Source organism: Hydrogenophaga sp. A37 (assembly GCF_002001205.1).
Classification (GTDB): domain Bacteria; phylum Pseudomonadota; class Gammaproteobacteria; order Burkholderiales; family Burkholderiaceae_C; genus Hydrogenophaga.
This window is the reverse complement of the sequence record NZ_MUNZ01000075.1, coordinates 1-24,772: the sequence shown is the minus strand read 5'-3', so window position 1 is coordinate 24,772 and position 24,772 is coordinate 1. Positions and strand designations below refer to the sequence as shown.

The 24,772-nt window shown below is 66.4% G+C and carries 30 protein-coding genes and 3 tRNA genes; 21 read left to right on the top strand and 12 right to left on the bottom strand.

What is annotated here, in order from left to right; genetic code table 11:
- Positions 1–15 precede the first annotated feature (15 nt).
- Positions 16–261, bottom strand: coding sequence for a hypothetical protein (locus tag B0E41_RS06280; protein ID WP_077330050.1), 246 nt, complete (start codon positions 259–261; stop codon positions 16–18).
- Complete coding sequence (locus tag B0E41_RS06275; protein ID WP_077330048.1) at positions 258–719, bottom strand: helix-turn-helix domain-containing protein; 462 nt, start codon at positions 717–719, stop codon at positions 258–260. Before B0E41_RS06275 ends, B0E41_RS06280 begins: the two co-directional genes overlap by 4 nt.
- 89 nt (positions 720–808) lie before the next feature.
- Between B0E41_RS06275 and B0E41_RS06270 the strand changes: the two genes are divergently transcribed.
- The 5 genes from B0E41_RS06270 (at position 809) to B0E41_RS06250 (ending at position 3,964) form a co-directional block, all read left to right on the top strand.
- Positions 809–1,663 carry an SDR family oxidoreductase gene (locus B0E41_RS06270; protein WP_077330046.1) on the top strand — a complete coding sequence of 285 codons (855 nt, stop codon included), beginning with the start codon at positions 809–811 and terminating at the stop codon, positions 1,661–1,663.
- A 232-nt stretch (positions 1,664–1,895) separates the two neighbouring features.
- On the top strand, positions 1,896–2,468 hold the full coding sequence (locus B0E41_RS06265; protein ID WP_077330044.1) for a putative glycolipid-binding domain-containing protein: 573 nt from the start codon (positions 1,896–1,898) through the stop codon (positions 2,466–2,468).
- A 119-nt stretch (positions 2,469–2,587) separates the two neighbouring features.
- A complete protein-coding gene (locus tag B0E41_RS06260; RefSeq protein ID WP_253194643.1) occupies positions 2,588–3,103 on the top strand; it encodes a DUF1697 domain-containing protein in 516 nt (171 codons plus the stop codon).
- A 55-nt stretch (positions 3,104–3,158) separates the two neighbouring features.
- A complete protein-coding gene (locus B0E41_RS06255; RefSeq protein ID WP_077330040.1) occupies positions 3,159–3,623 on the top strand; it encodes a hypothetical protein in 465 nt (154 codons plus the stop codon).
- Positions 3,620–3,964, top strand: coding sequence for a DUF1801 domain-containing protein (locus tag B0E41_RS06250; protein ID WP_077330038.1), 345 nt, complete (start codon positions 3,620–3,622; stop codon positions 3,962–3,964). Before B0E41_RS06255 ends, B0E41_RS06250 begins: the two co-directional genes overlap by 4 nt.
- Positions 3,965–4,046: 82 nt before the next feature.
- On the opposite strand, the gene B0E41_RS06245 is transcribed toward B0E41_RS06250, so the two are convergent.
- Positions 4,047–5,669 (bottom strand): FMN-binding glutamate synthase family protein, encoded by a 1,623-nt coding sequence (locus B0E41_RS06245; RefSeq protein ID WP_077330036.1) that lies wholly within the window; start codon positions 5,667–5,669, stop codon positions 4,047–4,049.
- A 64-nt stretch (positions 5,670–5,733) separates the two neighbouring features.
- On the opposite strand from B0E41_RS06245, the gene B0E41_RS06240 reads away from it, so the two are divergent.
- A complete protein-coding gene (locus tag B0E41_RS06240) occupies positions 5,734–6,540 on the top strand; it encodes a UPF0149 family protein (protein ID WP_077330034.1) in 807 nt (268 codons plus the stop codon).
- 27 nt (positions 6,541–6,567) lie between these two features.
- Here B0E41_RS06240 and B0E41_RS06235 read toward each other — a convergent pair whose 3' ends face one another.
- From B0E41_RS06235 to B0E41_RS06225, 3 genes are all read right to left on the bottom strand, one after another.
- Positions 6,568–7,062 (bottom strand): CZB domain-containing protein, encoded by a 495-nt coding sequence (locus tag B0E41_RS06235; RefSeq protein WP_077330032.1) that lies wholly within the window; start codon positions 7,060–7,062, stop codon positions 6,568–6,570.
- Between the two features lie 194 nt (positions 7,063–7,256).
- On the bottom strand, positions 7,257–8,399 hold the full coding sequence (locus B0E41_RS06230) for a DNA alkylation repair protein (protein WP_077330030.1): 1,143 nt from the start codon (positions 8,397–8,399) through the stop codon (positions 7,257–7,259).
- A 10-nt stretch (positions 8,400–8,409) separates the two neighbouring features.
- Positions 8,410–9,291 (bottom strand): LysR family transcriptional regulator, encoded by an 882-nt coding sequence (locus B0E41_RS06225; RefSeq protein WP_216350735.1) that lies wholly within the window; start codon positions 9,289–9,291, stop codon positions 8,410–8,412.
- A gap of 72 nt (positions 9,292–9,363) precedes the next feature.
- Here B0E41_RS06225 and B0E41_RS06220 point away from each other — a divergent pair, with 72 nt between their 5' ends.
- Positions 9,364–10,335, top strand: a complete 972-nt coding sequence (locus tag B0E41_RS06220) for an NAD-dependent epimerase/dehydratase family protein (RefSeq protein WP_077330028.1) — start codon at positions 9,364–9,366, stop codon at positions 10,333–10,335.
- Here B0E41_RS06220 and B0E41_RS06215 read toward each other — a convergent pair.
- The 5 genes from B0E41_RS06215 to apaG all read right to left on the bottom strand — a co-directional run bounded on the left by B0E41_RS06215 (position 10,324) and on the right by apaG (position 14,939).
- A complete protein-coding gene (locus tag B0E41_RS06215; RefSeq protein WP_077330026.1) occupies positions 10,324–10,812 on the bottom strand; it encodes a CinA family protein in 489 nt (162 codons plus the stop codon). The genes B0E41_RS06220 and B0E41_RS06215 overlap by 12 nt on opposite strands.
- Before the next feature lies 1 nt (position 10,813).
- Positions 10,814–11,347 carry a phosphatidylglycerophosphatase A gene (locus B0E41_RS06210; protein ID WP_077330024.1) on the bottom strand — a complete coding sequence of 178 codons (534 nt, stop codon included), beginning with the start codon at positions 11,345–11,347 and terminating at the stop codon, positions 10,814–10,816.
- 170 nt (positions 11,348–11,517) lie between these two features.
- Positions 11,518–12,477 (bottom strand): thiamine-phosphate kinase, encoded by a 960-nt coding sequence (thiL, locus tag B0E41_RS06205; RefSeq protein ID WP_077330022.1) that lies wholly within the window; start codon positions 12,475–12,477, stop codon positions 11,518–11,520.
- Entirely contained in the window at positions 12,470–14,515 is a 2,046-nt protein-coding gene (locus tag B0E41_RS06200) for a site-specific recombinase (protein WP_171984686.1), read from the bottom strand. The genes thiL and B0E41_RS06200 overlap by 8 nt, the downstream gene beginning before the upstream one ends.
- Positions 14,516–14,537: 22 nt before the next feature.
- A complete protein-coding gene (gene apaG / locus B0E41_RS06195; protein ID WP_077330084.1) occupies positions 14,538–14,939 on the bottom strand; it encodes a Co2+/Mg2+ efflux protein ApaG in 402 nt (133 codons plus the stop codon).
- A gap of 89 nt (positions 14,940–15,028) precedes the next feature.
- On the opposite strand from apaG, the gene rpe reads away from it, so the two are divergent.
- Positions 15,029–15,706 carry a ribulose-phosphate 3-epimerase gene (gene rpe / locus B0E41_RS06190; protein ID WP_077330018.1) on the top strand — a complete coding sequence of 226 codons (678 nt, stop codon included), beginning with the start codon at positions 15,029–15,031 and terminating at the stop codon, positions 15,704–15,706.
- Positions 15,706–16,401: a phosphoglycolate phosphatase gene (gene gph, locus B0E41_RS06185; protein WP_077330016.1), complete on the top strand. Its 696-nt coding sequence runs from the start codon at positions 15,706–15,708 to the stop codon at positions 16,399–16,401. The genes rpe and gph overlap by 1 nt, the downstream gene beginning before the upstream one ends.
- Before the next feature lie 110 nt (positions 16,402–16,511).
- On the opposite strand, the gene B0E41_RS06180 is transcribed toward gph, so the two are convergent.
- Positions 16,512–17,081, bottom strand: coding sequence for a chalcone isomerase family protein (locus tag B0E41_RS06180; protein ID WP_143433695.1), 570 nt, complete (start codon positions 17,079–17,081; stop codon positions 16,512–16,514).
- Positions 17,082–17,542: 461 nt separating this feature from the next.
- Between B0E41_RS06180 and trpE the strand changes: the two genes are divergently transcribed.
- From trpE to B0E41_RS06125, 12 genes are all read left to right on the top strand, one after another.
- Complete coding sequence (gene trpE / locus B0E41_RS06175; RefSeq protein WP_077330012.1) at positions 17,543–19,042, top strand: anthranilate synthase component I; 1,500 nt, start codon at positions 17,543–17,545, stop codon at positions 19,040–19,042.
- Between the two features lie 5 nt (positions 19,043–19,047).
- Entirely contained in the window at positions 19,048–19,644 is a 597-nt protein-coding gene (locus B0E41_RS06170; protein WP_077330082.1) for an aminodeoxychorismate/anthranilate synthase component II, read from the top strand.
- Positions 19,641–20,714, top strand: a complete 1,074-nt coding sequence (gene ltaE / locus B0E41_RS06165) for a low-specificity L-threonine aldolase (RefSeq protein WP_077330010.1) — start codon at positions 19,641–19,643, stop codon at positions 20,712–20,714. Before B0E41_RS06170 ends, ltaE begins: the two co-directional genes overlap by 4 nt.
- A 20-nt stretch (positions 20,715–20,734) precedes the next feature.
- Positions 20,735–21,385 carry a LysE family translocator gene (locus tag B0E41_RS06160; RefSeq protein WP_077330008.1) on the top strand — a complete coding sequence of 217 codons (651 nt, stop codon included), beginning with the start codon at positions 20,735–20,737 and terminating at the stop codon, positions 21,383–21,385.
- Positions 21,386–21,403: 18 nt separating this feature from the next.
- Positions 21,404–22,471 (top strand): anthranilate phosphoribosyltransferase, encoded by a 1,068-nt coding sequence (gene trpD, locus B0E41_RS06155; protein ID WP_077330006.1) that lies wholly within the window; start codon positions 21,404–21,406, stop codon positions 22,469–22,471.
- Between the two features lie 7 nt (positions 22,472–22,478).
- A complete protein-coding gene (locus B0E41_RS27050; protein ID WP_171984684.1) occupies positions 22,479–22,631 on the top strand; it encodes a hypothetical protein in 153 nt (50 codons plus the stop codon).
- Entirely contained in the window at positions 22,624–23,424 is an 801-nt protein-coding gene (trpC, locus tag B0E41_RS06150; RefSeq protein WP_077330004.1) for an indole-3-glycerol phosphate synthase TrpC, read from the top strand. The genes B0E41_RS27050 and trpC overlap by 8 nt, the downstream gene beginning before the upstream one ends.
- Positions 23,425–23,513: 89 nt before the next feature.
- The gene (locus B0E41_RS06145) at positions 23,514–24,215 is read left to right on the top strand and encodes a uracil-DNA glycosylase (protein WP_363350375.1); all 702 of its coding nucleotides are present in this window, start codon (positions 23,514–23,516) and stop codon (positions 24,213–24,215) included.
- Between the two features lie 16 nt (positions 24,216–24,231).
- Positions 24,232–24,317, top strand: a tRNA-Tyr gene (locus tag B0E41_RS06140).
- Between the two features lie 74 nt (positions 24,318–24,391).
- A tRNA-Gly gene (locus B0E41_RS06135) sits at positions 24,392–24,465 on the top strand.
- A gap of 67 nt (positions 24,466–24,532) precedes the next feature.
- Positions 24,533–24,607, top strand: a tRNA-Thr gene (locus tag B0E41_RS06130).
- Between the two features lie 44 nt (positions 24,608–24,651).
- Positions 24,652–24,772, top strand: a 121-nt coding sequence (locus tag B0E41_RS06125) for a GTP-binding protein (RefSeq protein ID WP_253194645.1), incomplete at its 3' end; no start/stop codon positions are given.

Here is a 24,772-nt window from a genome sequence, read left to right as displayed (position 1 = left end):
GACGCTGAGCAGAGCTCAGCCTTCCAGCAAGCCAGCGCTCACCTCGTCCGCGTCCGGCCGCTCAAACACCGCGTTGTGTCGCGCCGTCAGCGGCCCACCGCCCGGCACCAGTTCGCCCTGCGCGGTGCTGCCCACGGCCTTGAATTTCCACACCGCGCCGATGCGTTTCAGGTTGCCCACCTGCTGGCCGCCGGCGTCCAGCACGGCGAACACGCCCTCGTTCAGGGGACTCAGGTTGAGCGGGCCCTGTACCTCGCTCATGCCGGCGTCCGCACACCGGCGCGCACGCCGGGCAGCGACTGGGTCGCCAGCCCGTCGGCCCGCTCGCGCCGCCCGCTCAGGATGCGGCCGAGGTTGCCCTCGATCCAGTCCGCCAGGCCTTCCACCTGCCGCGCCACCTCCACGCCCATCGGTGTGAGGCTGTATTCCACGTGCGGTGGGACCACCGGGAACTGCTGGCGCAGCACAAAACCGTCGCCCTCCAGCCACTGCAGCGTCTGCGCCAGCATTTTCTCGCTCACGCCGCCGATCTTGCGGCGCAGGTCACTGAAGCGGTGCGTGCCCGCCAGCAACGCCACCAACACCAGCACGCCCCAGCGGCTGGTCACGTGCTGCAGCACGGCGCGTGAGGGGCACTCGGCCGCGAACAGCTCACCACGCTCCATCAGCGTGGCGATGGCGGGGGTTGAGTCCGGTGACCGTGAATTGGTGGCGTGCATGGGATACTTACCTTTAAGTATGTACTTACAAAAAGTTTGTTAGATAGGTATTCTCCGCTCCTCATCGTTTCCACACAAGGAGTTTTTCCATGATTGCCATCACCGGCGCCACCGGCCAGCTCGGCCGCCTCGTCATCCAGAACCTGCTCAAGACCGTGCCCGCCAGCCAGATCGTGGCCGCCGTGCGCAGCCCCGAAAAGGCCGCCGACCTCACCGCCCTGGGCGTGCAGGTCCGCCAGGCCGACTACGCGCAGCCCGCCACGCTCGAAGCCGCCTTCCAGGGCGTGGACAAGCTGCTGCTCATCTCGTCCAGCGAAGTCGGCCAGCGCGCGCCCCAACACGCCGCCGTCATTGCCGCCGCGCAAAAGGCCGGCGTGAAGCTGCTCGCCTACACCAGCATCTTGCGCGCCGACAGCTCGCCGCTTGGCCTCGCCGCTGAACACAAAGAGACGGAAGCCATGCTGCGCGCCTCGGGCCTGCCCCATGTGCTGCTGCGCAACAGCTGGTACACCGAAAACTACACCGGCAGCGTCGGTGCCGCGGTGCAGTACGGTGCCGTCATGGGCAGCGCCAAAGAAGGCCGTATCGCCTCCGCCGCCCGGGCCGACTACGCCGCCGCCGCCGCCGCCGTGCTCACGAAAGACGACCAGGCCGGCAAGGTGTACGAACTCGCGGGCGACACCGCTTACACCCTGAGCGAACTGGCCGCCGAGATCGCGAAGCAATCGGGGAAGGCCGTGGTCTACAACGACCTGCCCGAGGCTGACTACGCCGCCGCCCTGGTGCAAGTGGGTCTGCCCGAAGGCTTCGCCGCGCTGCTGGCCGACTCCGACGTGGGTGCCTCCAAAGGCGCGCTGTTCGACGACAGCCACCAGCTCAGCCAACTCATCGGCCGCCCGACCACGCCGTTGGCGGCGGTGGTGAAGGCCGCGCTGGCGGGCTGACCGCCGTATCAAAGCCAGCCCGCATGGCCGACGCTCCATGCGTCCGGCGGGCTGGCCGTGCCACCCGCTGCCACCTTCAGCAGCTGGGTGGCGAAGGCCACCACGAGCGCAGGGATGCACCGCCCGAATCGGCGGTTGAAACGTACACTGCTCATTCACAGATGAAGAAAACCACGCCGCCATCGCCCGCGGTTCAGTTCAAAAAGGTCCATCAGCCGAAAAGGGGAGTCCCATGTCTCCAATCCGCACCGTTTGCTGGTCCCCGATCTGGAACAAGCACCACGAAAGGACGGGACTGGAGCATCTTGTCCTGACAAAGAGCACGGCCGATAGCGTGATCCTTGCCATTGACGAAGACGACACAGCTTTCAGGCTCAACTACCACCTCCGCTGGGCGCAGTCCGGATGCCTGCTTGAAGCAGACCTGGTATTGGTCAAGGGCCGGTCAGAACGATCAATGGGGCTGCGTGCGGATGGAAAAGGTCCTTGGAAGCATGCGGACGGACAACACATCCCTGAGCTTGATGGCTGCATCGATGTGGACATCTGGCCCACCCCGTTCACCAACAGTTTCCCCATCTGGCGCACGCCATTGACCATTGGTCAGCAGGAGGCGTTCCGCGTGGCGTGGATCGACGGAACGGCGCTGACGGTTGAAGCAAAGTCTCAGGCGTATTCAAGGCTCGCGGAGCACCTCTATCTCTTTGAGAGCCTGGATGGCAGCGGCTTTCAGGCCGAACTTTCTTTGGACGAGGACGGGCTGGTGCTCGACTATCCGGATCTGTTCCAACGTGTCGATGCTTGAGGCGGCCAGTTGATGCCTCCTCCATCGCTCCAGCGGAGTGCCAACGGCCGGTCACCAAACCGGGCCGGGGTATGCGGTACATCCCTCATGTCAAATGTCGGGCCTCATCAGGAGTTTCCGTGAAGCGCTATGTAGCTTTCCTTCGGGGTGTCAGCCCCATGAATTGCAAGATGCCCGAGTTAAAGCGCTGCTTCGAGGCTGCGGGCTTTGACGATGTCAAGACGCTTCTGTCCAGTGGCAACGTGGCATTTTCGGCAGAGCCCGAAATTGTTCCTGCCCTTGAAAAGACAGCCGAGGTGGCAATGGAAAAGCACCTTGGAAAGGTTTTTCAAACCATTGTCCGGCCATCCTCATTTCTTCAGTTGCTGGTCGAGCGGGCGCCATTCTCCGAGTTCGACCTTCCCGCCAACGCAAAGCCGGTCGTTACCTTCTTGCGCAAGCCGTACGAAGGCGCCCTTGCGCTCCCCATCGTGCAAGCACAAGCGTCCATTCTCAAGCTGGAGCGCACTGAAATCTTCTCGGCCTATGTTCCAAACGAGAAGGGGCCTGTGTTCATGGCTTTGCTGGAGAAGACATTCGGCAAGGCGATGACGACCAGAACGCTGGAAACCGTCCGAAAGTGCTCGGTGGTGTAGTTTGACGCGAAGGACCGGCGGCGAAAGTTTACATACCCATTGCGAGCGCAACCCCATGCCTGACCCGATCCCCATCCCCTTTGATACCCTGGAATCGGCCCTTCTGTGGTCTTCCGGTGGCGAGCCGCTTGAGAATGAGGCGCTGCTGTCGCGGGCCACAGGCCAGATGTATTTCACCTCCACCTACGGCGACGCCGACGACGATCTGCCGGATGACATTGAAGATGGTTCACTCTATGTGGCCGTGCCGCACAAGAAAGATCTCGCCCTTGGACGCAGCCTGGTGCTGAGCTTTGCGGAAGCGCACGCGCCAATGCACTTTCAAATGATCGAATCGTTCTTCCGACACAAAGGGGCCTACGCCAAGTTCAAGGCCTTGCTTGAGCGCACGCAGTTGATGGAACGTTGGTATGTCTTTGAGGCCGACGCCACCCGGCGCGCATTGGAGGCCTGGGCCGCCGACAACGGGTTTGTGGTGGTGGACGAACTGAGCCCGCCGCGCACCAGTGACGCCCCATGACGTTTGAATCCCACGAGGCGTATTTCGCCACCCTGGCGCCCGAAGTGCGCGAACAGCTGGAGCGCATCCAGCAAACCGTGGAGCGCCGCGTGCCGGGCGCGAAGCGCTGCATCAGCTACCAGATGCCGGCGTTCCGGCAGCGGCGCGTGTTTTTCTACTTTGCAGCGTTCAAGAAGCACATCGGCGTCTACCCGCCGGTGACGGCTGACGCGGCGCTGATGACTGAGACCGCGCGCTACCGAGGCCCCAAGGGCAACCTGTCGTTCCCTTTGAACGAGGAACTGCCGCTCGAACTGATCGGACGCTTGGCCGAGGCGTTGGCCGCGCAGTACGCGTCCTAGCGATTCGGCTTGGGGCGACCCAGCGGTGGAGCCCCGGATTCGCACCGAAGGTGAGAAGACGGTTGCGGACGGCTACCCTTCGTCAGGCCACGCCGAACTGATCGGCCCGCGCCTGCGGCCAGTAGTAGGCGTACACGTTCTGCAGGCCTTCGATGCTGTCTTGCAGCAACGCTCCGGCGGGCACTTCGGGCAGCAGTGTGGCGAGCAGGCGCACGTCGTTCTGGTTCACGCGGCGCACGATGTGGTGGGCGGTGATCTCGCTGGGGTGGTGCAGCCCGGCGGCCTGCACCAGCTCTTGCAGGGCATGCAGCGTGCGCTGGTGGAAGTTGAACACGCGCACCGCCTTGTCGGGCACCACCAGCGCCTGCTGGCGCAACGGGTCCTGGGTGGACACGCCGGTGGGACATTGGCCGGTGTGGCAAGCCTGGGCCTGGATGCAGCCGAGCGCAAACATGAAGCCGCGTGCGCTGTTGCACCAGTCCGCGCCGATGGCGATGGCGCGTGCGATGTCGAAGGCGCTGATGATCTTGCCCGAGGCGCCGATCTTGATGCGGTCGCGCAGGTTCACGCCCACCAGCGTGTTGTGCACCAGGCGCAGGCCTTCCTGCAGCGGCGCGCCCACATGGTCGGTGAACTCCAGCGGCGCTGCACCGGTGCCGCCTTCGGCGCCATCGACCACGATGAAGTCGGGCGTGATGCCGGTCTCGAGCATGGCCTTGACGATGGAGAACCACTCCCAGGGGTGGCCGATGCAGAGCTTGAAGCCGGTGGGTTTGCCGCCCGAGAGCTCTCGCAGACGGGCGATGAACTGCATCATCTCCATGGGCGTGGCGAAGGCGCTGTGGGCGGCGGGCGACACGCAGTCCTGGCCCATCGGCACGCCGCGCGCTGCGGCGATCTCAAGCGTCACCTTCGGGCCTGGCAGCACGCCGCCGTGGCCGGGCTTGGCACCCTGGCTGAGCTTGATCTCGATCATCTTGACCTGTGCATCCTGCGCGTTGGCCTTGAACCGGTCTTCGCTGAAGTGGCCGGTTTCGTCGCGGCAGCCGAAGTAGCCCGAACCGATTTCCCAGATCAGGTCGCCGCCGTTGAGCCGGTGCCAGGCTGAGATGGAGCCTTCGCCGGTGTCGTGCGCGAAGTTGCCGCGTTTGGCGCCTGCGTTGAGCGCCTGTATCGCGTTGGCCGAGAGCGCACCGAAGCTCATGGCCGAGATGTTGAACACGCTCGCTTCGTAGGGCTGCTTGCAGGCCGGCCCGCCGATCGTGACGCGGAAGTCGTGTGAGGCGATGTGCGAGGGTGCGAGCGAGTGGTTGAGCCATTCGTGGCCGTCGGCCTTGACGTCGAGCTGAGTGCCCAGGGGGCGCTTGTCGGTCTCGCCTTTGGCACGGGCGTAGGCCAGGCTGCGCTGGCTGCGCGAGAAAGGGGTGGCCTCGTTGTCGCTCTCAAGGAAGTACTGCCGCATCTCGGGGCGGATCTTCTCCAGCATGAAGCGCAGGTGGCCGATGACGGGGTAGTTGCGCAGCACCGAGCTTTTGGTCTGGCGCATGTCCCACCAGCCCAGCACCGAGAGCCCGGTGAACAGCAGAAACCAGGGGCCGCCGACGCCGAAGCCCACCAGGGTGAACAGGCTGAGCAGGGCCAACAGCACACACAGGGCGAGCGCCGTGTAGCGCACGGGGTAGAGGGTATTGAGGCGGTCGAGCATGGGGCCTTTCACTGCCGCTGCGCGGCTACACTGCACCGCATATTAAGACCCGGACCCGATAGCCATGACCACCGAAACCCTGCCCCCACCGATGGAGAACGACGATTTCGACACGCTCGACGCCATCTTGGACGATCTGCGCACCCGCGGCGAGGACGTGCCGCAATGGGAATTCTGCGAAGGCGCCATCGCCGCGCTGCTGTGCACCCGCCGTCTCGTGCTGCCCGACGAGTGCTTGCCGCTGCTGCTGGGCACGGGCGACAGCCAGCCCGGCGTGGCCAGCGGTGAAGAGGGCGACACCTGGTTTGCTGACGAGGCGCAGTACGCACAGTTCATGGTGCTGTGGACGCGCCGCTGGGCCGAGGTGGCGGCCTCGCTGTCTGCCAACGTCGAGTCGCTGGACGACGAGCGCGCCTACCACCCCGAGGTGATGGACGTGCGCGGTGCGGTGTGGGGCCTGCCCGAGGCCGAGCGCCCCGAGCTGGAGGGCCAGGAACTGCCCGCGTTTGCGCAGGTCTGGGCGCTGGGTTTCATGTTCGTGGTCGAAAACTGGTCGGAGGAATGGGCTGAGCCGCGCGACAAGGAAGCGGCCGAGATGCTGAACGACGCGCTGGACGCGATCGTGGAGCTGACCGAAGACGACGCCGGCCAGCCCACGGTTTGCATGCACGACGAAGACGGCCCGCCCAGCGTGAGCGACGAGCGGCTCAATGCCTTGGGTGCCGCGATCTGGGCGGTGTACGACCTGCGCCAGCTCTGGCAGAGCCTGGGCCCGAAGGTGGAGCCGGCACGCAAGGCGGTCGAACCCGGCCGCAACGACCCCTGCCCTTGCGGCAGCGGCAAGAAATACAAGAAGTGCCACGGGGCTTGAATCCGACGGAGTCAGGCCGCGCGGGTGTCAACCCTTCTGCATGCCGCGCAGCATGTCCAGCACGCGGGCGCGGCTGCGCTCGAACTCGGTGTTGAGCAGGGTGCTGGCCAGGTCCATGCGCTGATTGTGCGCATGGTCGAGCGCCTGACGGGCGAGCTTGTGGAACCGCAGGTGCTCTTTCTTCAGCTCGATGAACTGGGGGTGGCCGCCGGCCGCGCGCAGGCGCATCTTGGCGAGCCAGTGGCCGAGCGCGCTCTGGTGCGCGTCGGGCAGCGGCGTGGTGTGGCTCGCGTGGGCCGGGTCCACCGACAGGTGCTCGTTGAACAACATGCACCACTCCAGGTGGTGAATGATCGCGGTCTGCACATCCAGGCGGTCCAGCTTCAGCGGTGAGATCACGGTGTCGACACCCACGGGCTCGGGCGCCGGTACCGGCGCGCGTGCGGGTGCCGGGCCCTTGGGCTGCTGTCCGGTGCGCGAACGTGGCCAAGGCAGGCGTGCGAGCAGTTGTTGCAGGTTCATCGCAGTGTGGACTGGGCCGGATCAAGGGCGCCGGTCTTTCGGTGTCGGGTGTGGACACGAGCTTAGTGGGCGTGGCAGCGGGTCCCTGCGCCCCCGTGTGAAAAGGAGTGAGGCGGCTTCACATTGTCACTTCACACGGGCGCATGGGCGTCAGTGGTGTGCGTTATTGCACACCTTCAAAGCGTTGTGCAGTCTCAGGGCAACAGCTCGAAGTCGGCACCAGCGCAGACCTTTCCGTTGACCTGGATCTCGATGCGGTGGGGGCCCGGGTACAGGGTGCGGGTGGTCACCGGGCGCAGGCTGTGGCGTTTGCTGAGGGTGTGTTCACCGTGGGCATCGAGCTCGGTTTTCCAGCCCTTGAACACCTTGGGGCTGGTGCTGCCGTTGGCGCGCACGTGGTGCACCACGTAGTCGATCACCAGGGTCTGCGGCTGGCGGCTGCGAGAGCGCAGCCGCAGGGCCAGGCCGATGTCGCCGCCCACCCTCGCTTCGGTCGCCGTCAGGGTCAGCACCGCGTCACCTTTCAGACCGTGTTCCAGCCCCCATGCCGTCAGCGTGGGAGCGTGGCCCTGCTTGACGAGGCTGCGGCTGGCGTGGCGCAGCAGGGCGCTGCGCTGTGGGCTGGCCGCGGGCAGGTGCTCGCGCACCCATTGCGCCACCAGATCGGGGTGGTCTTTGGCGATGTCGTTCAAGTGGTTGGCCACACTGCGTCGAACATACGCACTGGGGTCGTCTTGCAGCGCCAGCAGGAGCGGCAGCGTGGGCGCCGGGTCGGCCACCAGCGCCTGCAGCCTCAGGCCCCAGGGTAGGCGCGGTCGCGAGCCCTCGCTCACGAGGCGGCGCACGTGCGCGCTGGGGTCGTCCACCCAGGTTCGGATCGTGGCCAGGCTGGTCTCGGGGTGCTGCTGTATGAAGGGGCGGATCGCGAATTCGGCCGAGAAACGCTGTGTGAGCGCGTGCAGGCATTGCAGCGCGCGCGCCACGTCGCCCATGCCCTGGCGTGCCACGAACTCGCCCATCGACCACACCACCCAACCCGAGAGGCCGAGTTCGCTCTGCGCCGCGCTCAGGCCCGCGGGTTCACCCTGGGCGTCCAGCGGGATCGGCGGCGCGAGGCTGGCTTCGAGCAGGCTGGCCGCGTCGCCGAAGTCGGTGGGCAGCGTGGCCTGCAGCGCCTCGGCCAATTGCATGGCGCGGGCCTTGAATTCGAGCGTGTCGAGGCCGTGGGTGGCGCGGTGTTCGAAGCCCTGGCGGTCGAACGCGGGCCACACACGCTGCAGGTGCTGGCCGGCGCGTTGCACGGTGCCGGCGTTGATGAGGTTTTTGAAGGGTTCCATGGGGGCAGGTTCAGAAGAGGGGCGGAAGCTCGCGCGCCAGAAAATCGACCACCGCGCGGATGCGGCGGCTGGTCCGGATCTCGCGGTGCACCACCAGCCACACCGGGAGCGAGGGCAGTGGCAAGTCGGGCAGCACCCGCACCAGGTCGGGGTCGTTGCGCAGCAGGTAGCTGGCGACGAAGCCGATACCCAGACCCGCACGCACCGCCGCCCAGTAGGCGATCAGGTCGTCGGTTCGCAGGGCGAACTGTTCAGGCCCCACTGGGTGGCCCAGGGCGGCGAACCCATGGTAGATCTCCTGCACTTTGTCGTTGCCCACCAGTGTGTGCTGCAGCAAGTCCGCCGGTTGCTTCGGCATCCCGCGCCGGGCCAGGTAGTCGCGGTGGGCGCAGGCGCTCACGCCGATCTGTCCGATGCGCCGCGCCACCAGCGAGCCCTGGGTCGGGCGCAGCATGCGGACCGCGATGTCGGCCTCGCGCTTCAGCAGGTCGCTCACCGCGTTGCTGACCACCAGTTCGATCTGGACGCCGGGCAGCTCGGTGCGCAACCGGGCCAGCAGCGGCGGCAACAGAAAGCAGGCCACGGGCTGGCTGGCTGAGATGCGCACAGTGCCCGAGAGCGTGGCCTGTGCCTGTTGCGCGCCGCGCATCAGCGTCTGCGCGCCGGTCTCCATGGCCCGTGCCGCTTCGGCCAGCCGGGCGGCGGCGGGTGTGGGGACCAGCCCCCGGCCGGTGCGCTCGAACAGCGGCGTGCCCAGCTGCACTTCGAGTGCCGAGACATGGCGGCCCACCGTGGGCTGGCTGATGCCCAGCGCCCGGGCGGCACCGAGCAGGCTGCCGTGCTGGTGCGCCGCGAGGAACGAGGGGATCAGCTGCCAGTTGAAATCAGACATGTTCAGAATTGCATAGCGGCCGTGCCCGCCTGGTGGATTGTGCCGCCCGCCGGACGTGCCCACAATGGCCGCATGTCTGCACCGCACACCGCTTCTTCTTCGGGCTCCGGCCTGCACACCGTTCTCGGCGCGGGCGGTGTGATCGCCCGCGAACTGTCGCTGCAACTGGCACGCGACGGGCAGCGCATCCGCCAGGTGAGCCGCCATCCGGTGGCGGTGCAGGCGGGCGATGGGCTGAAGACCGCCGACCTGCTGGACGAACGCGCCACCGCCGACGCGGTCGCGGGCAGCGAGGTGGTGTACCTGGTGGCCGGGCTGCCCTACAGCGCCACGGTTTGGCAGGCGCAGTGGCCGCGCGTGATGCAGAACGCGATCAACGCCTGCCTCCGCCACGGTGCGCGCCTGGTGTTTTTCGACAACGTCTATGCCTATGGGCGCGTGGACGGCGCCATGCTGGAGGACACGCCGTTCAACCCCTGCAGCCGCAAGGGCGAGGTGCGCGCCGCCATCGCCACCACGCTGCTGGACGCGATGCAGCGCGGTGAGCTGCAGGCGCTGATCGCGCGTTCGGCCGATTTCTACGGGCCGGGCGCCCGGCTGAGCCTGCTGGAGGCGGTGTTCTTCGCGCGGCTGCGAGCGGGCAAGGCACCGCAGTGGGTGGGCAACCCCGATCTCGCCCACACCTTCACGTTCACGCCCGATGCCGGCCGAGCGCTGGCCGCGCTGGGTCAGGCCCCGGAGGCGTTCGGACAGACCTGGCACCTGCCCACGGCGCAGACCATGGACGGCGGCCCGGTGACTGGCCGTGCGCTGGCGCGCGTCGCGTGCGCATTGGCCGGCCAGCGCGATCGCCTGCAGGTGGCGCCGCGTTGGCTGCTCAAGGCCATGGGCTGGTTCGTGCCGGTGCTGCGCGAGAACGACGAGATGATGTACCAGTACCAAAACGCCTACCGCTTTGACAGCGGCAAGATCGAACAGGCATTGGGCCTGCAGCCCACGCTCTGTGGCGAGGGGCTGGCCCTGACCTGGCGATCAGGCGCCTGATCGCAGGCGGGCGAGCAAGCCGGCCAGTGCGTGCGCCACGGTGGCACGGCGCACGGCCGCGCGGTCGCCGTCGAAACGCTGGTGTTCGGTGAACACGCCTTCGGGGGTGGCCCAGCCGAACCACACCGTGCCCACCGGTTTCTCAGCGCTGCCGCCGGTGGGGCCGGCGACGCCGGTCACCGCCACCGACCAGTGTGCGTGCGCGTTGGCCACAGCGCCCACCGCCATGGTGCGCACCACCGGTTCGCTCACCGCGCCATGCTCGTGGATGAGCGCCGCCGGCACGCCCAGCAACTCGCTCTTGGCGGCGTTGGAGTAGGTGACGAAGCCACGCTCGAACCAGTCGCTCGACCCGCTGATCTCGGTGCATGCGGCCGCAATCAGCCCGCCGGTGCAGCTTTCGGCCGTGGCCATCATCTGACCGCGCGCCTTGAGTTCGGCGGCGAGGTGTTCGACCAGGTCGGGAATGGTGGGCATCTCAGAATGTCCAGGCCGCGATGACCAGCAGCGTGCAACCCGCCGCCGCGAAGTCGTCCAGCAGGATGCCAAAGCCACCGCGCGGACCGAAGCCCTTGAAGGCGCGGTCGGCCCAGGCCATGGGGCCGAATTTCACCGCATCAAAAAAGCGGAACAGGGCGAACGCGACCAGTTGCCCCCAGAAGCCGGAGGGCATCACCAGCCACAGCACCAGCCAGAACGCGACCACCTCGTCCCAGACGATGTGGCCCGAGTCGGCGATGCGCATGTGCTGGGCGGTCAGCGTGCAGGCCCACCAGCCGATCAGCGTGCCGAGGGCGATGAGCACGGCCCATCGCAGGTCGTTCATGAAGGGCTGCAGCACCACAAAAGCGGCCCAGGCCCACAGGGTGCCCACCGTGCCCGGCGCCACGCGGGACAGGCCGGAACCCGCACCGAGCGCAATGAAATGGGCCGGGTGCGCGAGCATGAAACGCAGCGTGGGTCGCAGCACAGGGCCGGAAGCGGCAACGGGAGGCGCAAGGGTGTCGGACATGGGCCGATTATGAAACTGCCTTGCGCGTTGTCGGAGCGTGAACCCGATGCATGAAACGGTGCAGCCCGGGGGCACCGCCGGGCCGGCTTTGCCGGACGGCCAGTGCCGCCCCCCTCCCGCCGAAGGCGAGAGAGGGGGGTGCCGCGCAGCGGCGCGGGGGGTGTTTCATTTCACGCGAAGTGGTCGAAACCGGTGGCGCTCAGGGGCTCGGTGACGCCGTCGAGCCGAATCAGGCGCAACCCGGTCTGCGGCGTGATCACGCCGATGCGCTGCACCGGTGTCTGGCTCGCGGCGCCCGCCGCCGCGATGGCGTCGCGTGCCGAGGGGGGCGCGGTGAACAGCAACTCGTAGTCGTCACCGCCGTGCAGCAGGCACTCCAGTCGCTGGGCCTCGGGCAAACCGCGCAGCGATGGCGCGAGCGGCAACTCGGCCAGGCGGATGTCCGCGCCCACGCCGCTGGCGAGCAGGATGTGGCCCAGGTCGCCGGCCAGGCCGTCGCTGAGGTCGATGGCCGCGTGCGCAAGACCGGCCAGCGCCTGGCCCAGCGCCAGCCGGGGTGTGGGCCGCTCCAGCCGTTCGCGGCAGCCGTCGTCTGGCGTTGCCGTCAGCGCCCACGCCGTGCCGCGTTGCCGCTCCAGCGCCAGCCGCGCCTCGCCGGTGCGCCCGCTCAGGTAGAGGTCGTCGCCGGGCCGGGCCGCGTCGCGCCGCAGGGCTTGGCCCGGCAGCACCTCGCCAAAGACGGTGATGCAAATGTTCAAGGGGCCGCGCGTGGTGTCGCCGCCAACCAGCGGGCAGGCGTGGGCGTCGGCCAGGGCCAGCAGGCCATCCGAAAAGCCGCGCAGCCAGGCGTCGTCGGCGTGCGGCAGCGCCAGCGCCAGGGTGAAACCCAGCGGGCGCGCGCCCATCGCGGCCAGGTCGCTCAGGTTGACGGCCAGCGCCTTGTGGCCGAGGGCCTGCGGGTGGACGTCGGAAAAGAAGTGGCGGCCTTCGACCAGCATGTCGCTGGAGATGGCGAGCTGGTGGCCCGGGCTGGGCTGGAGCAGCGCACAGTCGTCACCGATGCCCAGGGTCACCGACGGGCCGCTGGCGGCGCGCTGGAAGTGGCGCCGGATCAGCTCGAACTCACCCACGCGGGCGGCCCTGCGATGGGGCGATGCCTTCGTTGCCGAGGGCGTCGTCGCTCGCGTCGGGCGGTGGCTCGGTGTCGACGCGCGGCGGCAAGAGGAAGCTCTGCGGTGCGTGACGCAGGCGGTGGCGGATGGCCGCGTAGATGCGGCCGCGGTGCGCGGCGTTGATGTTCTGCGCACGCAGCGCGAGGCGGAACGCCAGGTAAAAGCTCACGGCGAGGTTGAGCGGGCCGATGGCCAACACGCCGGCCACGGCCCACCAGAACGCGGGTTCGCGCCACACGTCGGCGCCCAGCGCCATCGCGGCGGCGGCCACCTGGCCGGCCGACAGCGTGACGTGGCGCACCTGCAGGCCCAGGCCGAAGAACTCGGCGAACGCCGGCACCAGCCCGAGCATCATGCCCAGCGAGATGTTGGCGGCCAGGCCCGAGATGTTGGCGCGCATGAAGGTGGCCCAGCGGTCCGCCCGGTCGCGACCGAGCCAACGGGTGTAGGCCGGGTTGTGGCGCACGGCCGAATCGAGTTGGTGAAACACGAACCAGTTCTCGACCCAGCCCGCGATGATGCTGGAGGCGAACAGCAGCACCCCGGTGAAGGCGGCGAACAGCACGGTGGGGCCGAACAGGTGCAGGTCGTGCAGCACGTGGTGGGCCTTCTCGGCGGTGATCATGGGCGCGCCAGTGGACACGCTGAGCCCGACGCTGATGAGCATGACCACGGGCACCACGAGGCCCACGTTGCCGAGAATGGCCGCGATCTGCGAGCGCAGCAGGTGGGCCACTTCGTCGACAAAGCGCCGCACCGCGCCGGGCTGACGGATCTCGCGCAGCTTGGCCACCATGGCCGGCGCCGTGACGGCCGGCTGCTTGGTGGCGACGGTCAGGTGCAGCAGCTGCACCAGCACGAAGAAGAAGGCGTAGTTCGTGCCGGCGGCGAACCCGTCCCAGAAGGCCGAGAGGCCCAGTCCGACCAGCAGGAACTTGACCCAGGTGGTCAGCCCGATCAGGGCGCCGCCCCCGGCCGCTTTGCCCAGCATCTCGCGGTATTCGGCGGCGTCGCGGGTGATGTAGTGCTCGCCACTTTCGGCGCTGCGCTCGGCGACCTTGGCCGCGGTGAGGTGCGAGCTGCTGGCGATCAGGGCCCGGATGCTGCGGTTGTCCTGACCGATCTGCACCAGATCGGCCACCAGGGCGGCGGTGGCGCGCTCGGTCTGTTCGGCGAGCATGCAGTCCAGCAGTTGGCGGATGCGCAGGATGCGTTCGCTGAGTTGGCGCAGCCGGAACACGATGCCGACTGACACGCCATTCGCTTCGAGGTGGGCGTACACCGTCTGGGCCGCCTCGCGGCAAGCCTCGAGCTGGGCGGAGAGCATCTCGGCGGCCGCGTGGGCGGCTTCGCTTCGGACGCCCTGGGTGAGCACCGCCCGACGCAGGTGCTCAAAGTGTGCCGGGAGCGCGTGGAAGTGGCGCTCGGCCAGCGCCTCGGGCGACATGCGGGTGCGGATTTCCGAGGCAAAACCGGTGGCGCTGACCTGGCTGATGCTGAAGGTCAGTGCATCGAGCAGGGCGCCTTGCCAGTGGTTGGGGGCGACGTCCTGTTCGGGTGCCGAAAGCAGCAAGGCGCGCAGGCGCTTCAGGGTGTCCGTGTCCAGCGCCTGGATCCAGCGCACGTCGAAGCGGTCGGGCAGCAGCAGGCCAAACAGCTCGCTCAGGTCGGTGGTCTCGGGTGTGCCGGGCAGCATCTTGCGCCGCAGGCGGTGGCCGAACTCGCTGAGAAAGGCGGTGCGCGGCGCAAAACCAAAGTCCGCCAGCAACGGCGTGAGGTCCACGGTGCCGGTGAAACGGCTCCACCACTTTCGCCAGCGCACCAGCCAATCGGGGCGAGCCTGCGCCGCATCGAGCAGCAGCCTCACGCGGGCCACGCTGGTCTGCACGTCGTTGGTGTCGCCGCGCACCCAGCGCAGCAGTTCGATCAGCCAGAGGTGGCGTTGCGCCAGCGGCGCGTCCGGGTCCAGCGAGTCCAGCAGGTGAACCAGATCCATGCGGCGGGTCAATGACCGGCGGTCAGTGGAGCACGCGCGGGGGCGCTTCGCCGCCCAGACCGCTTTCGGCCATCAGGGCAAACACCGGCACCTCGGCCTCGAAGCGTTCGCCGTCTTCGGCGACGCAGAAAAAGCTGCCGCGCATGCTGCCGGAGCGTGTACTCAGGCGGGTGCCGCTGGTGTATTGGAACGACTCGCCCGGCCGCAGCAGGGGCTGGTTGCCGACCACCCCCAGGCCCTTGACTTCTTCGACATGGCCCAGCGCGTCTTCCACGATCCAGTGGCGCGAAATCAGCTGTGCCGTCACCTCACCGGTGTTCGTGACCGTGATCGTGTAGGCGAAGGCGTAGATGTCCTCGTCGGGCATGGACTGCTCGCTGAGGTATTGCGGCTCGACCTCGCAGGTGAACTGGTATTTCGGCATGGGCGGCATGTTACCGCGGCGCGGCATTTCCGCGCCCGCCTGCGAAAATGCGGGCTTCACCACCTCGGCCATCCTTCCGACGCCCCACCATGAGCACCTACCGCATCGCCCCGTCCATCCTGACCGCCGACTTCGCCCGCCTGGGCGAGGAAGTGAAAAGCGTCATCGCCGCCGGCGCCGACTGGATCCATTTCGACGTCATGGACAACCACTACGTGCCCAACCTGAGCTTCGGGCCCATGGTCTGTCAGGCGCTGAAACCACACGCCAAGAAGCCCGACGGCACGCCGGTGCCGATCGACGTGCACCTGATGATCCAGCCAGTGGACGCGCTCGCAGGCGCCTTCATCGACGCCGGGGCCGACCTGGTGAACTTCCACCCCGGAGCGAGCACCCACGTGCACCGCAGCGTGCAGGCCATCAAGGCCAAGGGCTGCAAGGCCGGCCTCACCTTCAACCCGGCCGAGCCGCTGGACGTGCTGGACTACCTGATCGACGACATCGACCTGATCCTGATCATGAGCGTGAACCCCGGTTTCGGCGGCCAGAGCTTCATCGACTCGGCCCTGCGCAAGATCGAAGCGGCCCGCAAGCGCATCGAGGCCACCGGGCGGGACATCCGGCTGGAGGTGGATGGTGGCATCAAGGCCGACAACATCCGCCGCGTGGCCGACGCGGGCGCCGACACCTTTGTCGCCGGCAGCGCGATCTTTGGCAAACCCGACTACAAAAGCGTCATCGACGACATGCGCAAGGCGTTGGTCTGATGCTGGTCGGCATCAAGGCAGTCATCGTCGATCTCGACGGCACGATGGTCGATACCCTGGGCGATTTCGTCGTCGCGCTCAACCACACGCTGGACGATCTGCGCCTGCCGCCGGTGGACCGCGCCCTGGTCGAACGTTCGGTGGGCAAAGGCTCCGAGCACCTGGTGTGCACCGTGATCGACCACCAACTGGCGCTTCCCGAGGTGGCGTCCTCGGGCGCCATGGCCCTGAGCTGGCCTCGTGATCAGGTGGGCGAGCTGGCGCTGGAGCGCTATCAACACCACTACCTGTTCATCAACGGGCAACATTCGGATGTGTACCCCGGGGTGTTGACGGGCCTGCAGAAGCTTCAAGCGATGGGTTTGCCCATGGCCTGCCTCACCAACAAGCCGCTGGCGTTTGCGCAGGCGCTGCTGGAGATCAAAGGCCTGAGCGGGTTCTTTCAACAGGTGTTTGGCGGCGACAGCTTTGAGCGCAAGAAGCCCGACCCGCTGCCGCTGCTGAAAACCTGCGAAGCGCTGGGCACGCTGCCGGCGCAGACGCTGATGGTGGGCGATTCACAGAACGACGGCATCGCCGCGCGCGCGGCGGGCTGCCCGGTGGTGCTGGTCACCTATGGCTACAACCACGGCGATCCGATTGCCGATGCACCGCACGATCTTCTGGTGGATTCGCTGGCCGATTTGCTTGACTGACGGCGCGTCGAGCAGCGTGGGGGCCGCAGCGCCGGGCCGCCCCAAGCAAGGCCGAGCCTCCTCGGTGGGCAGCGACCCGCGCAGCGGTGGCGTGTGGGGGCTTTAGTCCGTCACTTCTTGACCCCCAGCAGCGCGTCCTTGAGCTGCCAGTCGGCCGGCTTCGGGCCGAGCCAGATGCGCATGAGCGCGTTGAAAAATTCGGGCTCCTTGAACGGTTCACCCTCCACCTGGCCCTTGATGGTGAGCACGGTGCCCGTGCCGGGCACCCAGTCGAGCACGAAGGTTTCGCCAGTCTTGAGCACCTTGTGGTTGGTGAACACCTGGCTCATGCGCAGCACGCCTGGGATCAGCTTGGAGAAAGCGCTTTTTTCCATGTTGTCCTCCATGCCACGCGAGAACAGCTTGCCGAGTTCGGCCGAATCGATGTCGCGCAGCATGGTGATGGTCATGCGTTTGGGGCCGGTCGCGGCCAGCACGGCTTCCGGTGTGTCGGCCTTGCTGCTCAGGTACAGGCCGGCGGTGTACACCTTGAACACGGCCTTGTGGCGCACGCCCGCCCCGTTGAGTTGCAGTGGGGCGCTGTTGACCGTGATCCGGTCCTCCAGCTTGACGCCCGCCACCTCGACGGTGGCGGCGCCCACCGAGCCCTGTGCCAGACCCAGGCTCCATGCTAGGGCCATGGCGGCGGTGTACCTTGTGCGCGGTGGCGTGGTGTTGGTGGTCATGCGGAGGGCCTTGTTCAGGTGCTGGTGCGGGTAGGTGAAAAATAGAACGGTCGTTCGTTAATATGGATTCTGACCGGCAGCGCTACCTCCCGCAACAGGGTTCAACCGTAGAACCAAAGCGTGCAATGGTCGGTTGCAGGCGCTTCTCGCGGGCTTTGCTACACTTTGGCCCCATGTTCAATCCATGCACATCCTTCACAGGTGGTCTGCCGAGCCGCAATGGCCGGGGAGCCTGGCCCTGGCGCAAGCCAGCGTAAACGTGCACTCCCCCCGGCGGTGCGCGGAACCCGGCTCTCGCCCTAGGCGAACCCAGTCCGCGCCACCCCAGCCCCGAACCCGGCAGCGCGCCTGACCGGGCACCCCAAAAAACGGTTTCCCCGCTGCGCCGCAGCAAGAGGCCGACGGAGCGTCTGAACATGATCACCGAACTCGAATTCAAGAGCCTGGCCAGCCAAGGCTACAACCGCATCCCGCTGATGGCCGAGGCCTTTGCGGATCTCGAAACCCCGCTCTCGCTGTACCTCAAGCTGGCCCATGGGCGCGGCGACGGCAAATACAGCTTCCTGCTCGAATCCGTCGTCGGCGGCGAGCGCTTCGGCCGCTACAGCTTCATCGGCCTGCCGGCGCGCACCTTGCTGCGAGCCAGTGGCTTCGGCGCTGAGGCCCAAACCGAGGTGGTGCGCGACGGCGTGGTAGTGGAGACGAATCACGGCAACCCGCTGGATTTCATCGCCGCCTACCAGCAGCGCTTCAAGGTCGCGCTGCGCCCCGGCCTGCCCCGCTTCTGCGGCGGTCTGGCCGGTTACTTTGGCTATGACGCGGTGCGCTACATCGAGAAGAAGCTCGAAAACACCTGCCCGCCCGACACCCTGGGCTGCCCCGACATCCTGCTGTTGCAGTGCGAGGAGCTGGCCGTCATCGACAACCTCTCGGGCAAGCTATACCTCATCGTTTACGCCGATCCGGCCCAGCCCGAGGCCTTCGCCAACGCCAAGAAGCGCGTGCGCGAGCTGAAAGACGCGCTGAAATATTCGGTGAGCGCGCCGGTGGTCAAGCCCAGCCAGAGCCATCCGCCCGAGCGCGACTTCGCCAAAGCCGACTACATCGCCGCGGTGGAACGCGCCAAGGAGCTGATCGCCGGCGGCGACTTCATGCAGGTGCAGGTGGGACAACGCATCAAGAAGCGCTACACCGAGTCGCCGCTTTCGCTGTACCGCGCGTTGCGTTCGCTGAACCCCTCGCCCTACATGTACTACTACCACTTCGGCGATTTCCACGTGGTGGGTGCTTCGCCGGAAATCCTGGTGCGCCAGGAGCAGGTCGATGAGGGGCAGAAGGTCATCATCCGGCCGCTCGCCGGCACGCGCCCGCGCGGCGCCACCCCCGAAAAGGACAAGGCGACCGAGATTGAACTGGTCAACGACCCCAAAGAACGCGCCGAGCACGTGATGTTGATCGACCTGGCGCGCAATGACATCGGCCGCATTGCCAAGATCGGCAGCGTGAAAGTGACCGAGGCTTTCGCGGTGGAGCGCTACAGCCACGTGATGCACATCGTGAGCAACGTCGAAGGCACGCTGGTGGACGGCATGACCAATATGGACGTGCTGAAAGCCACCTTCCCGGCCGGCACGCTGACCGGTGCGCCCAAGGTGCACGCGATGGAACTGATCGACCAGCTGGAGCCCACCAAACGCGGCCTATACGGCGGTGCCTGCGGTTACCTCAGCTACGCCGGTGACATGGACGTGGCCATCGCCATCCGCACCGGCATCATCAAGGACCAGATGCTCTACGTGCAGGCGGCGGCCGGTGTCGTTGCAGACTCCATTCCCGAGATGGAATGGAGGGAAACCGAACACAAGGCTCGCGCGCTGTTGCGTGCGGCGGAGCTGGTGGAAGAAGGGCTGGAGTGAACACCATGAGCAAACCTATTCAACTCCTGATGGTCGACAACTACGACTCCTTCACCTACAACATCGTGCAGTACTTCGGTGAACTCGGCGCTGACGTGACCGTGGTGCGCAACGATGAGATCACGGTGGACGAGATCCAATGCCGTGTGGACGCCGGGCAGGTGGACCGTCTGGTGATTTCGCCCGGCCCTTGCTCGCCGGCCGAAGCCGGTATTTCGGTCGCAGCGATCCAGCATTTCGCCGGTAAGCTGCCCATCTTGGGTGTGTGCCTGGGCCACCAGGCCATCGGTGCGGCTTTTGGCGGCAAGATCATCCGTGCGCAGGAGCTCATGCACGGCAAGACCAGCGTCATCACCACCACGCAGGAAGGCGTGTTCGCCGAGCTGCCCGAGCAGTTCACGGTCAACCGATACCACTCGCTGGCCATTCAGCGCGAGTCTTGCCCCGACTGCCTGAAGGTCACTGCGTGGACGCCGGACGGCGAGATCATGGGTGTGAAGCACAAGACGCTCGCCATTGAAGGCGTGCAGTTCCACCCCGAAAGCATCCTGACCGAGCACGGGCACGCCATGCTGAAGAATTTCCTGGAGCAGACCGCATGAAGACCATTGATCTGCGCAGCGACACCGTCACACAGCCGACGGCGGCCATGCGCGCCGCCATGATGGCCGCCCCGTTGGGCGACGACGTGTTCGGCGACGACCCCACCGTCAACGCGCTGCAGGAGCGCATCGCTGCCCTCACTGGCAAAGAGGCCGCGCTGTTCATGCCCTCGGGCACGCAGAGCAACCTCTGCGGCATCCTGGCGCACTGTGGCCGGGGCGACGAATACATCGTCGGTCAACTGGCCCACACCTACCGCTACGAAGGTGGCGGCGCGGCGGTGTTCGGCAGCGTGCAGCCGCAGCCGCTGGTGCAGGATGCCCAAGGCCGTATGGCGTTGACCGATATCGCCGCCGCCATCAAACCGGACGATCCCCATTTCGCGCGCACCCGCCTGTTGTGCCTGGAAAATACCTGGAACGGCCATGTGATGCCCGACGACTACCTGCGCGGCGCCACGGCGCTGGCTCGTGAACACGGGCTGGCCACGCACCTGGACGGCGCTCGGGTGTTCAACGCCGCCGTGGCCTCGGCCGCCGCAGGACAGGGCGCCCACGAGCGTGTGCGCCAGATTGCCGACCACTTCGACAGTCTCTCGGTCTGCTTCAGCAAGGGGCTCGGCGCGCCAGTGGGCTCCGCGCTGTGCGGTTCGCAGGAACTGATCAAGAGCGCCCGCCGAATCCGCAAGATGGCCGGTGGCGGTTTGCGCCAGGCCGGCCTGCTGGCCGCCTGCGCGCTGCACGCGCTGGACCACCACGTGGACCGCCTCGCCGAGGACCACGCCAACGCGCGCCGTCTGGCCGAAGGTCTGAGCGGCATTGAGGGCCTGACTGTGAAATCGGCCGAAACCAACATCGTGTTTGTCGATGTGGCCGATGGCCGAGGGCCGGCGCTGCTGGACTTCCTGAAAGCCCACGGTGTGCTGGCCACCGGCCTGATCGGCCTGCGTTTTGTGACCCACCTCGATGTGGACGCAGCGGGCATCGATCACGCCATCGCCACCGTGCGCCGCTTCTTCGCCGAGGCGCCGGCCGGTGCGGCGAGCGCCTCGCGCACCGGCCCGTACTGAACCCCCGACAGGAGCGCACCATGCCCGATACCCCGCAACTCCTGATGTTCATCGCGGCGGGCTGGCTGCTCAACCTCACACCCGGCCCCGATGTGCTCTACATCGTGACGAACGCCCTCAAGAGCGGCGTGCGTGCCGGCATCGTGGCGGCGCTGGGCATCGTCAGCGGCTGCTTTGTGCATGTGTTTGCGGCAGCGCTCGGCGTGAGTGCTTTGCTTGCAACCTCGGCCACCGCCTTCACGGTGCTCAAGTGGATCGGCGCCGCCTACCTGATGTGGATGGGCATCAAGCTGCTGCTGGCCAAGGGCGGTTCGTCGGTGGTGCCAGCCGATGCCGCTCAGATCAAAGTTCCGGCCGACTTTCGGCGTATCTACATGCGGGGTTTCCTCACCAATGTGCTCAACCCCAAGGTCGCGCTGTTCTTCCTGGCGTTTGTGCCGCAGTTCATCGCACCCGGCACGCCCGACAAGGTGACGGCCTTCCTGCTGCTGGGCCTGCTGTTCAACATCAACTCGCTGCCGATCAACTTCGGCTACGCCTGGCTCGCCGGCTGGGCTGCGGGGCGCGTGGGTGCCGTGCAGCGCACCATGCACTGGCTGGACCGCGCCGCCGGCGTCATGTTTGTCGGCTTTGGTCTGAAGCTGGCCATGTCGGACAATCCCGCTCAATAAAGTCATCGGAGACACGCCATGCCCCACAGCCACAAGATCACCCCGCAGGAAGCTCTGCAGCGCACCATCGAGCACCGCGAGATCTTCCACGACGAGATGCTGCACCTGATGCGCCTGATCATGAGCGGCGAGATGTCGCCGGTCATGATGGCGGCCTTCATCACCGGCCTGCGCGTGAAGAAGGAAACCATTGGCGAGATCACGGCGGCTGCGCAGGTGATGCGCGAGTTTTCGACCAAGGTGCACGTGGCCGACAAGACGCATCTGGTGGACATTGTGGGCACCGGCGGCGACGGATCGCACACCTTCAACATCTCCACCTGCTCCATGTTCGTGGCCGCGGCCGCGGGCGCCAAGGTCAGCAAACACGGCGGGCGCAGTGTCTCCAGCAAGAGCGGCAGCGCTGACGTGCTGGAGAGCCTGGGCGTCAACATCAACCTGTCGCCCGATGCCATCGCGCGTTGCATCGAGCAGGTCGGCGTGGGCTTCATGTTCGCGCCCAACCACCACCCGGCCATGAAAAACGTGGCGCCGGTGCGCCGCGAGCTGGGCATGAAGACCATCTTCAACATCCTCGGCCCGCTGACCAACCCGGCCTCGGCGCCGAACATTCTGATGGGCGTGTTCCATCCTGACCTGGTCGGCATCCAGGTGCGTGCGCTGCAGCGCCTGGGCGCCGAACACGCGGTGGTGGTCTATGGCCGCGATGGCATGGACGAGGTCTCGCTCGGTGCCGCCACCATGGTGGGCGAGTTGAAGCACGGCGAGATCACCGAATACGAGGTGCATCCGGAAGATTTCGGCATGACCATGGCCAGCAGCCGCACCTTGCGGGTGGAAACGCCCGAGGACTCCAAGGCGATGCTGATGAGCGTGTTGAACAACAGCGATGACCCTGCACTCAAGGCCGCGAAGGACATCGTGGCGCTCAACGCGGGGGTGGCGCTGTACGCCGCCAACCTCGCAGCAGACATGAAAGAGGGCATCACGCAGGCCCGCCGAGTCATCGAGTCGGGCGCCGCGGCTCAAAAGCTGCGCGAGTTGACCGATTTCACCCAGACAACCACCACGAGCACCGGCCCTTGAGACCGCCATGCCTGCCTGGCTACAAAATGCAGGCGCCTGGATCGCCATCGGCGTTTCGCTGTTCTTCATCTTGGCGGGCATCGTGATGCATCGCGCGTTCCTGCGCATCCTCAAGGCGCCGCCACCGTCCCAACCCAACGAAACCGACACCCATGAGTGACATCCTCAACAGAATCGTGGCCGTCAAACACGAAGAAATCGTTGCCGCACGGAAGAAGACGCCACTGGATGTGGTTCGCTTTGATGCCGAGAGCCGCGTGCTCACCCGTGACTTTGAAGGTGCCTTGCGCAAAAAGATCGCCGCCGGCCAGGCCGCGGTGATCGCCGAGATCAAGAAAGCCAGCCCGAGCAAGGGCGTGCTGCGCGAAGACTTCATCCCGGCCGACATCGCCCAGAGCTATGCCGAAGGCGACGGCCAGGTCAGTGCCGCCTGCTTGTCGGTGCTGACCGACAAGCAGTTTTTCCAGGGCAGTTCGGACTACCTGAAACAGGCCCGCGCTAGCTGCGATCTGCCAGTGTTGCGCAAGGATTTCATGGTGGACCCCTACCAGGTCTATGAAGCACGGGCCATGGGCGCCGACGCCATCCTGCTGATCGCCGCCTGTCTGGACGACGCACAGATGGCCGATCTGGAGGCGCTGGCTCTGGGCCTGAACATGGCGGTGCTGGTTGAGGTGCACGACCGCACCGAACTGCAACGCGCGCTGAAACTCAAAACGCCGCTGCTCGGCATCAACAACCGCAACCTGCGCACGTTTGAGGTGACGCTGGAGACCACGTTGGACATGCTGCCCGACGTGCCAGCCGACCGGCTGCTGATCACCGAATCGGGCATTTTGGGCCGAGACGATGTCACGAAGATGCGCACTGCTGGCGTGCATGCCTTCCTCGTGGGCGAGGCCTTCATGCGCGCGCCCGACCCGGGCCTGGCATTGGCCGAGCTGTTTGCCTGAGCGCGGCGGTGCAAGGTACTCTTGATTGGGATGATTCTCGGGCGGCTAAGGCTGCCCGACTGGTAGATGCCGACCCCGCCCAGTGGCCGGTGCATGCCGACTGGGCGCCCTGGGTGGCCGATTGCTGGGCCTCGGCATCGGGGCAGTCGCTGCGGCATTTTCTGCAGCAACGGCTGGACAGTGGGGCTGTGGTGTACCCACCCCAGCCCCTGCGGGCGCTGGATCTGACGCCGTTGTCCCAGGTGAGGGTGGTGATCCTGGGGCAGGACCCGTATCACGGACGGGGACAGGCCGAGGGGCTGGCGTTTTCGGTTGCGCCCGGAGAGCGGATTCCGCCCAGCCTGCGCAACATGTACAAGGAGTTGCAACGCGACCTGGGGTTGGTTCCGCCCGCAAACGGCTCCTTGGTGCACTGGGCCGAGCAGGGTGTGCTGCTGCTCAACACCTGTCTCACCGTTGAAGACGGCCTGCCCGCCAGCCATGCCGGTCAGGGCTGGGAGGTGCTGACCGATGCGGTCATCCGGTGCTGCAGCGAGACCGGTTCGCCCAAGGTGTTTCTGCTCTGGGGTGCCCATGCACAAAAAAAGTCGGCGCTGATCGACGGCGGGAGGCACCGGGTGTTGTGCGCCAACCACCCATCGCCCCTGTCGGCCAGCCGCGGGCCGATGCCCTTTTTGGGTTGTGGACACTTTGGCGAGGTCGATCGGTGGTTGCGTGCCCAGGGACTGTCTGGCGTGGCTTGGTCGAGCGTTGTGCCTGCAGCTGACGCAGCGCTAAAAAGCGTGGCATAATGTTGGGCTGCGTTACGGAGGGGTGGCCGAGTGGTTAAAGGCAGCAGACTGTAAATCTGCCCGCTAACGCGTACGCTGGTTCGAATCCAGCCCCCTCCACCAGCGTCCGGTTTTGTTGTGCGAGCGATTGGGATCAAAGCGCTTTGAGTGTTTCGGTTTGTGCCGAGAAGGTTCGAGCGGGAGTAGTTCAATGGTAGAACTCCAGCCTTCCAAGCTGATCACGCGGGTTCGATTCCCGTCTCCCGCTCCACATTCATCGGTGGGTGTTGTTGTGATGTGTGTTTTTTGAGATGTCTGGTTCTTGGTCAGGCGTCTTGGCCCTTGTGGCTCAGTGGTAGAGCACTCCCTTGGTAAGGGAGAGGTCGCGGGTCCGATTCCCGCCAAGGGCACCATATTTGTTCTGGTGTTTCGGCAATTTTGATTTTGGAGCTGAAAAATGGCAAAAGAGAAATTTGAGCGGACCAAGCCGCACGTGAATGTGGGCACCATTGGTCACGTGGACCATGGCAAGACGACGCTGACGGCGGCCATCACCACCGTGCTGGCGGCCAAGTTCG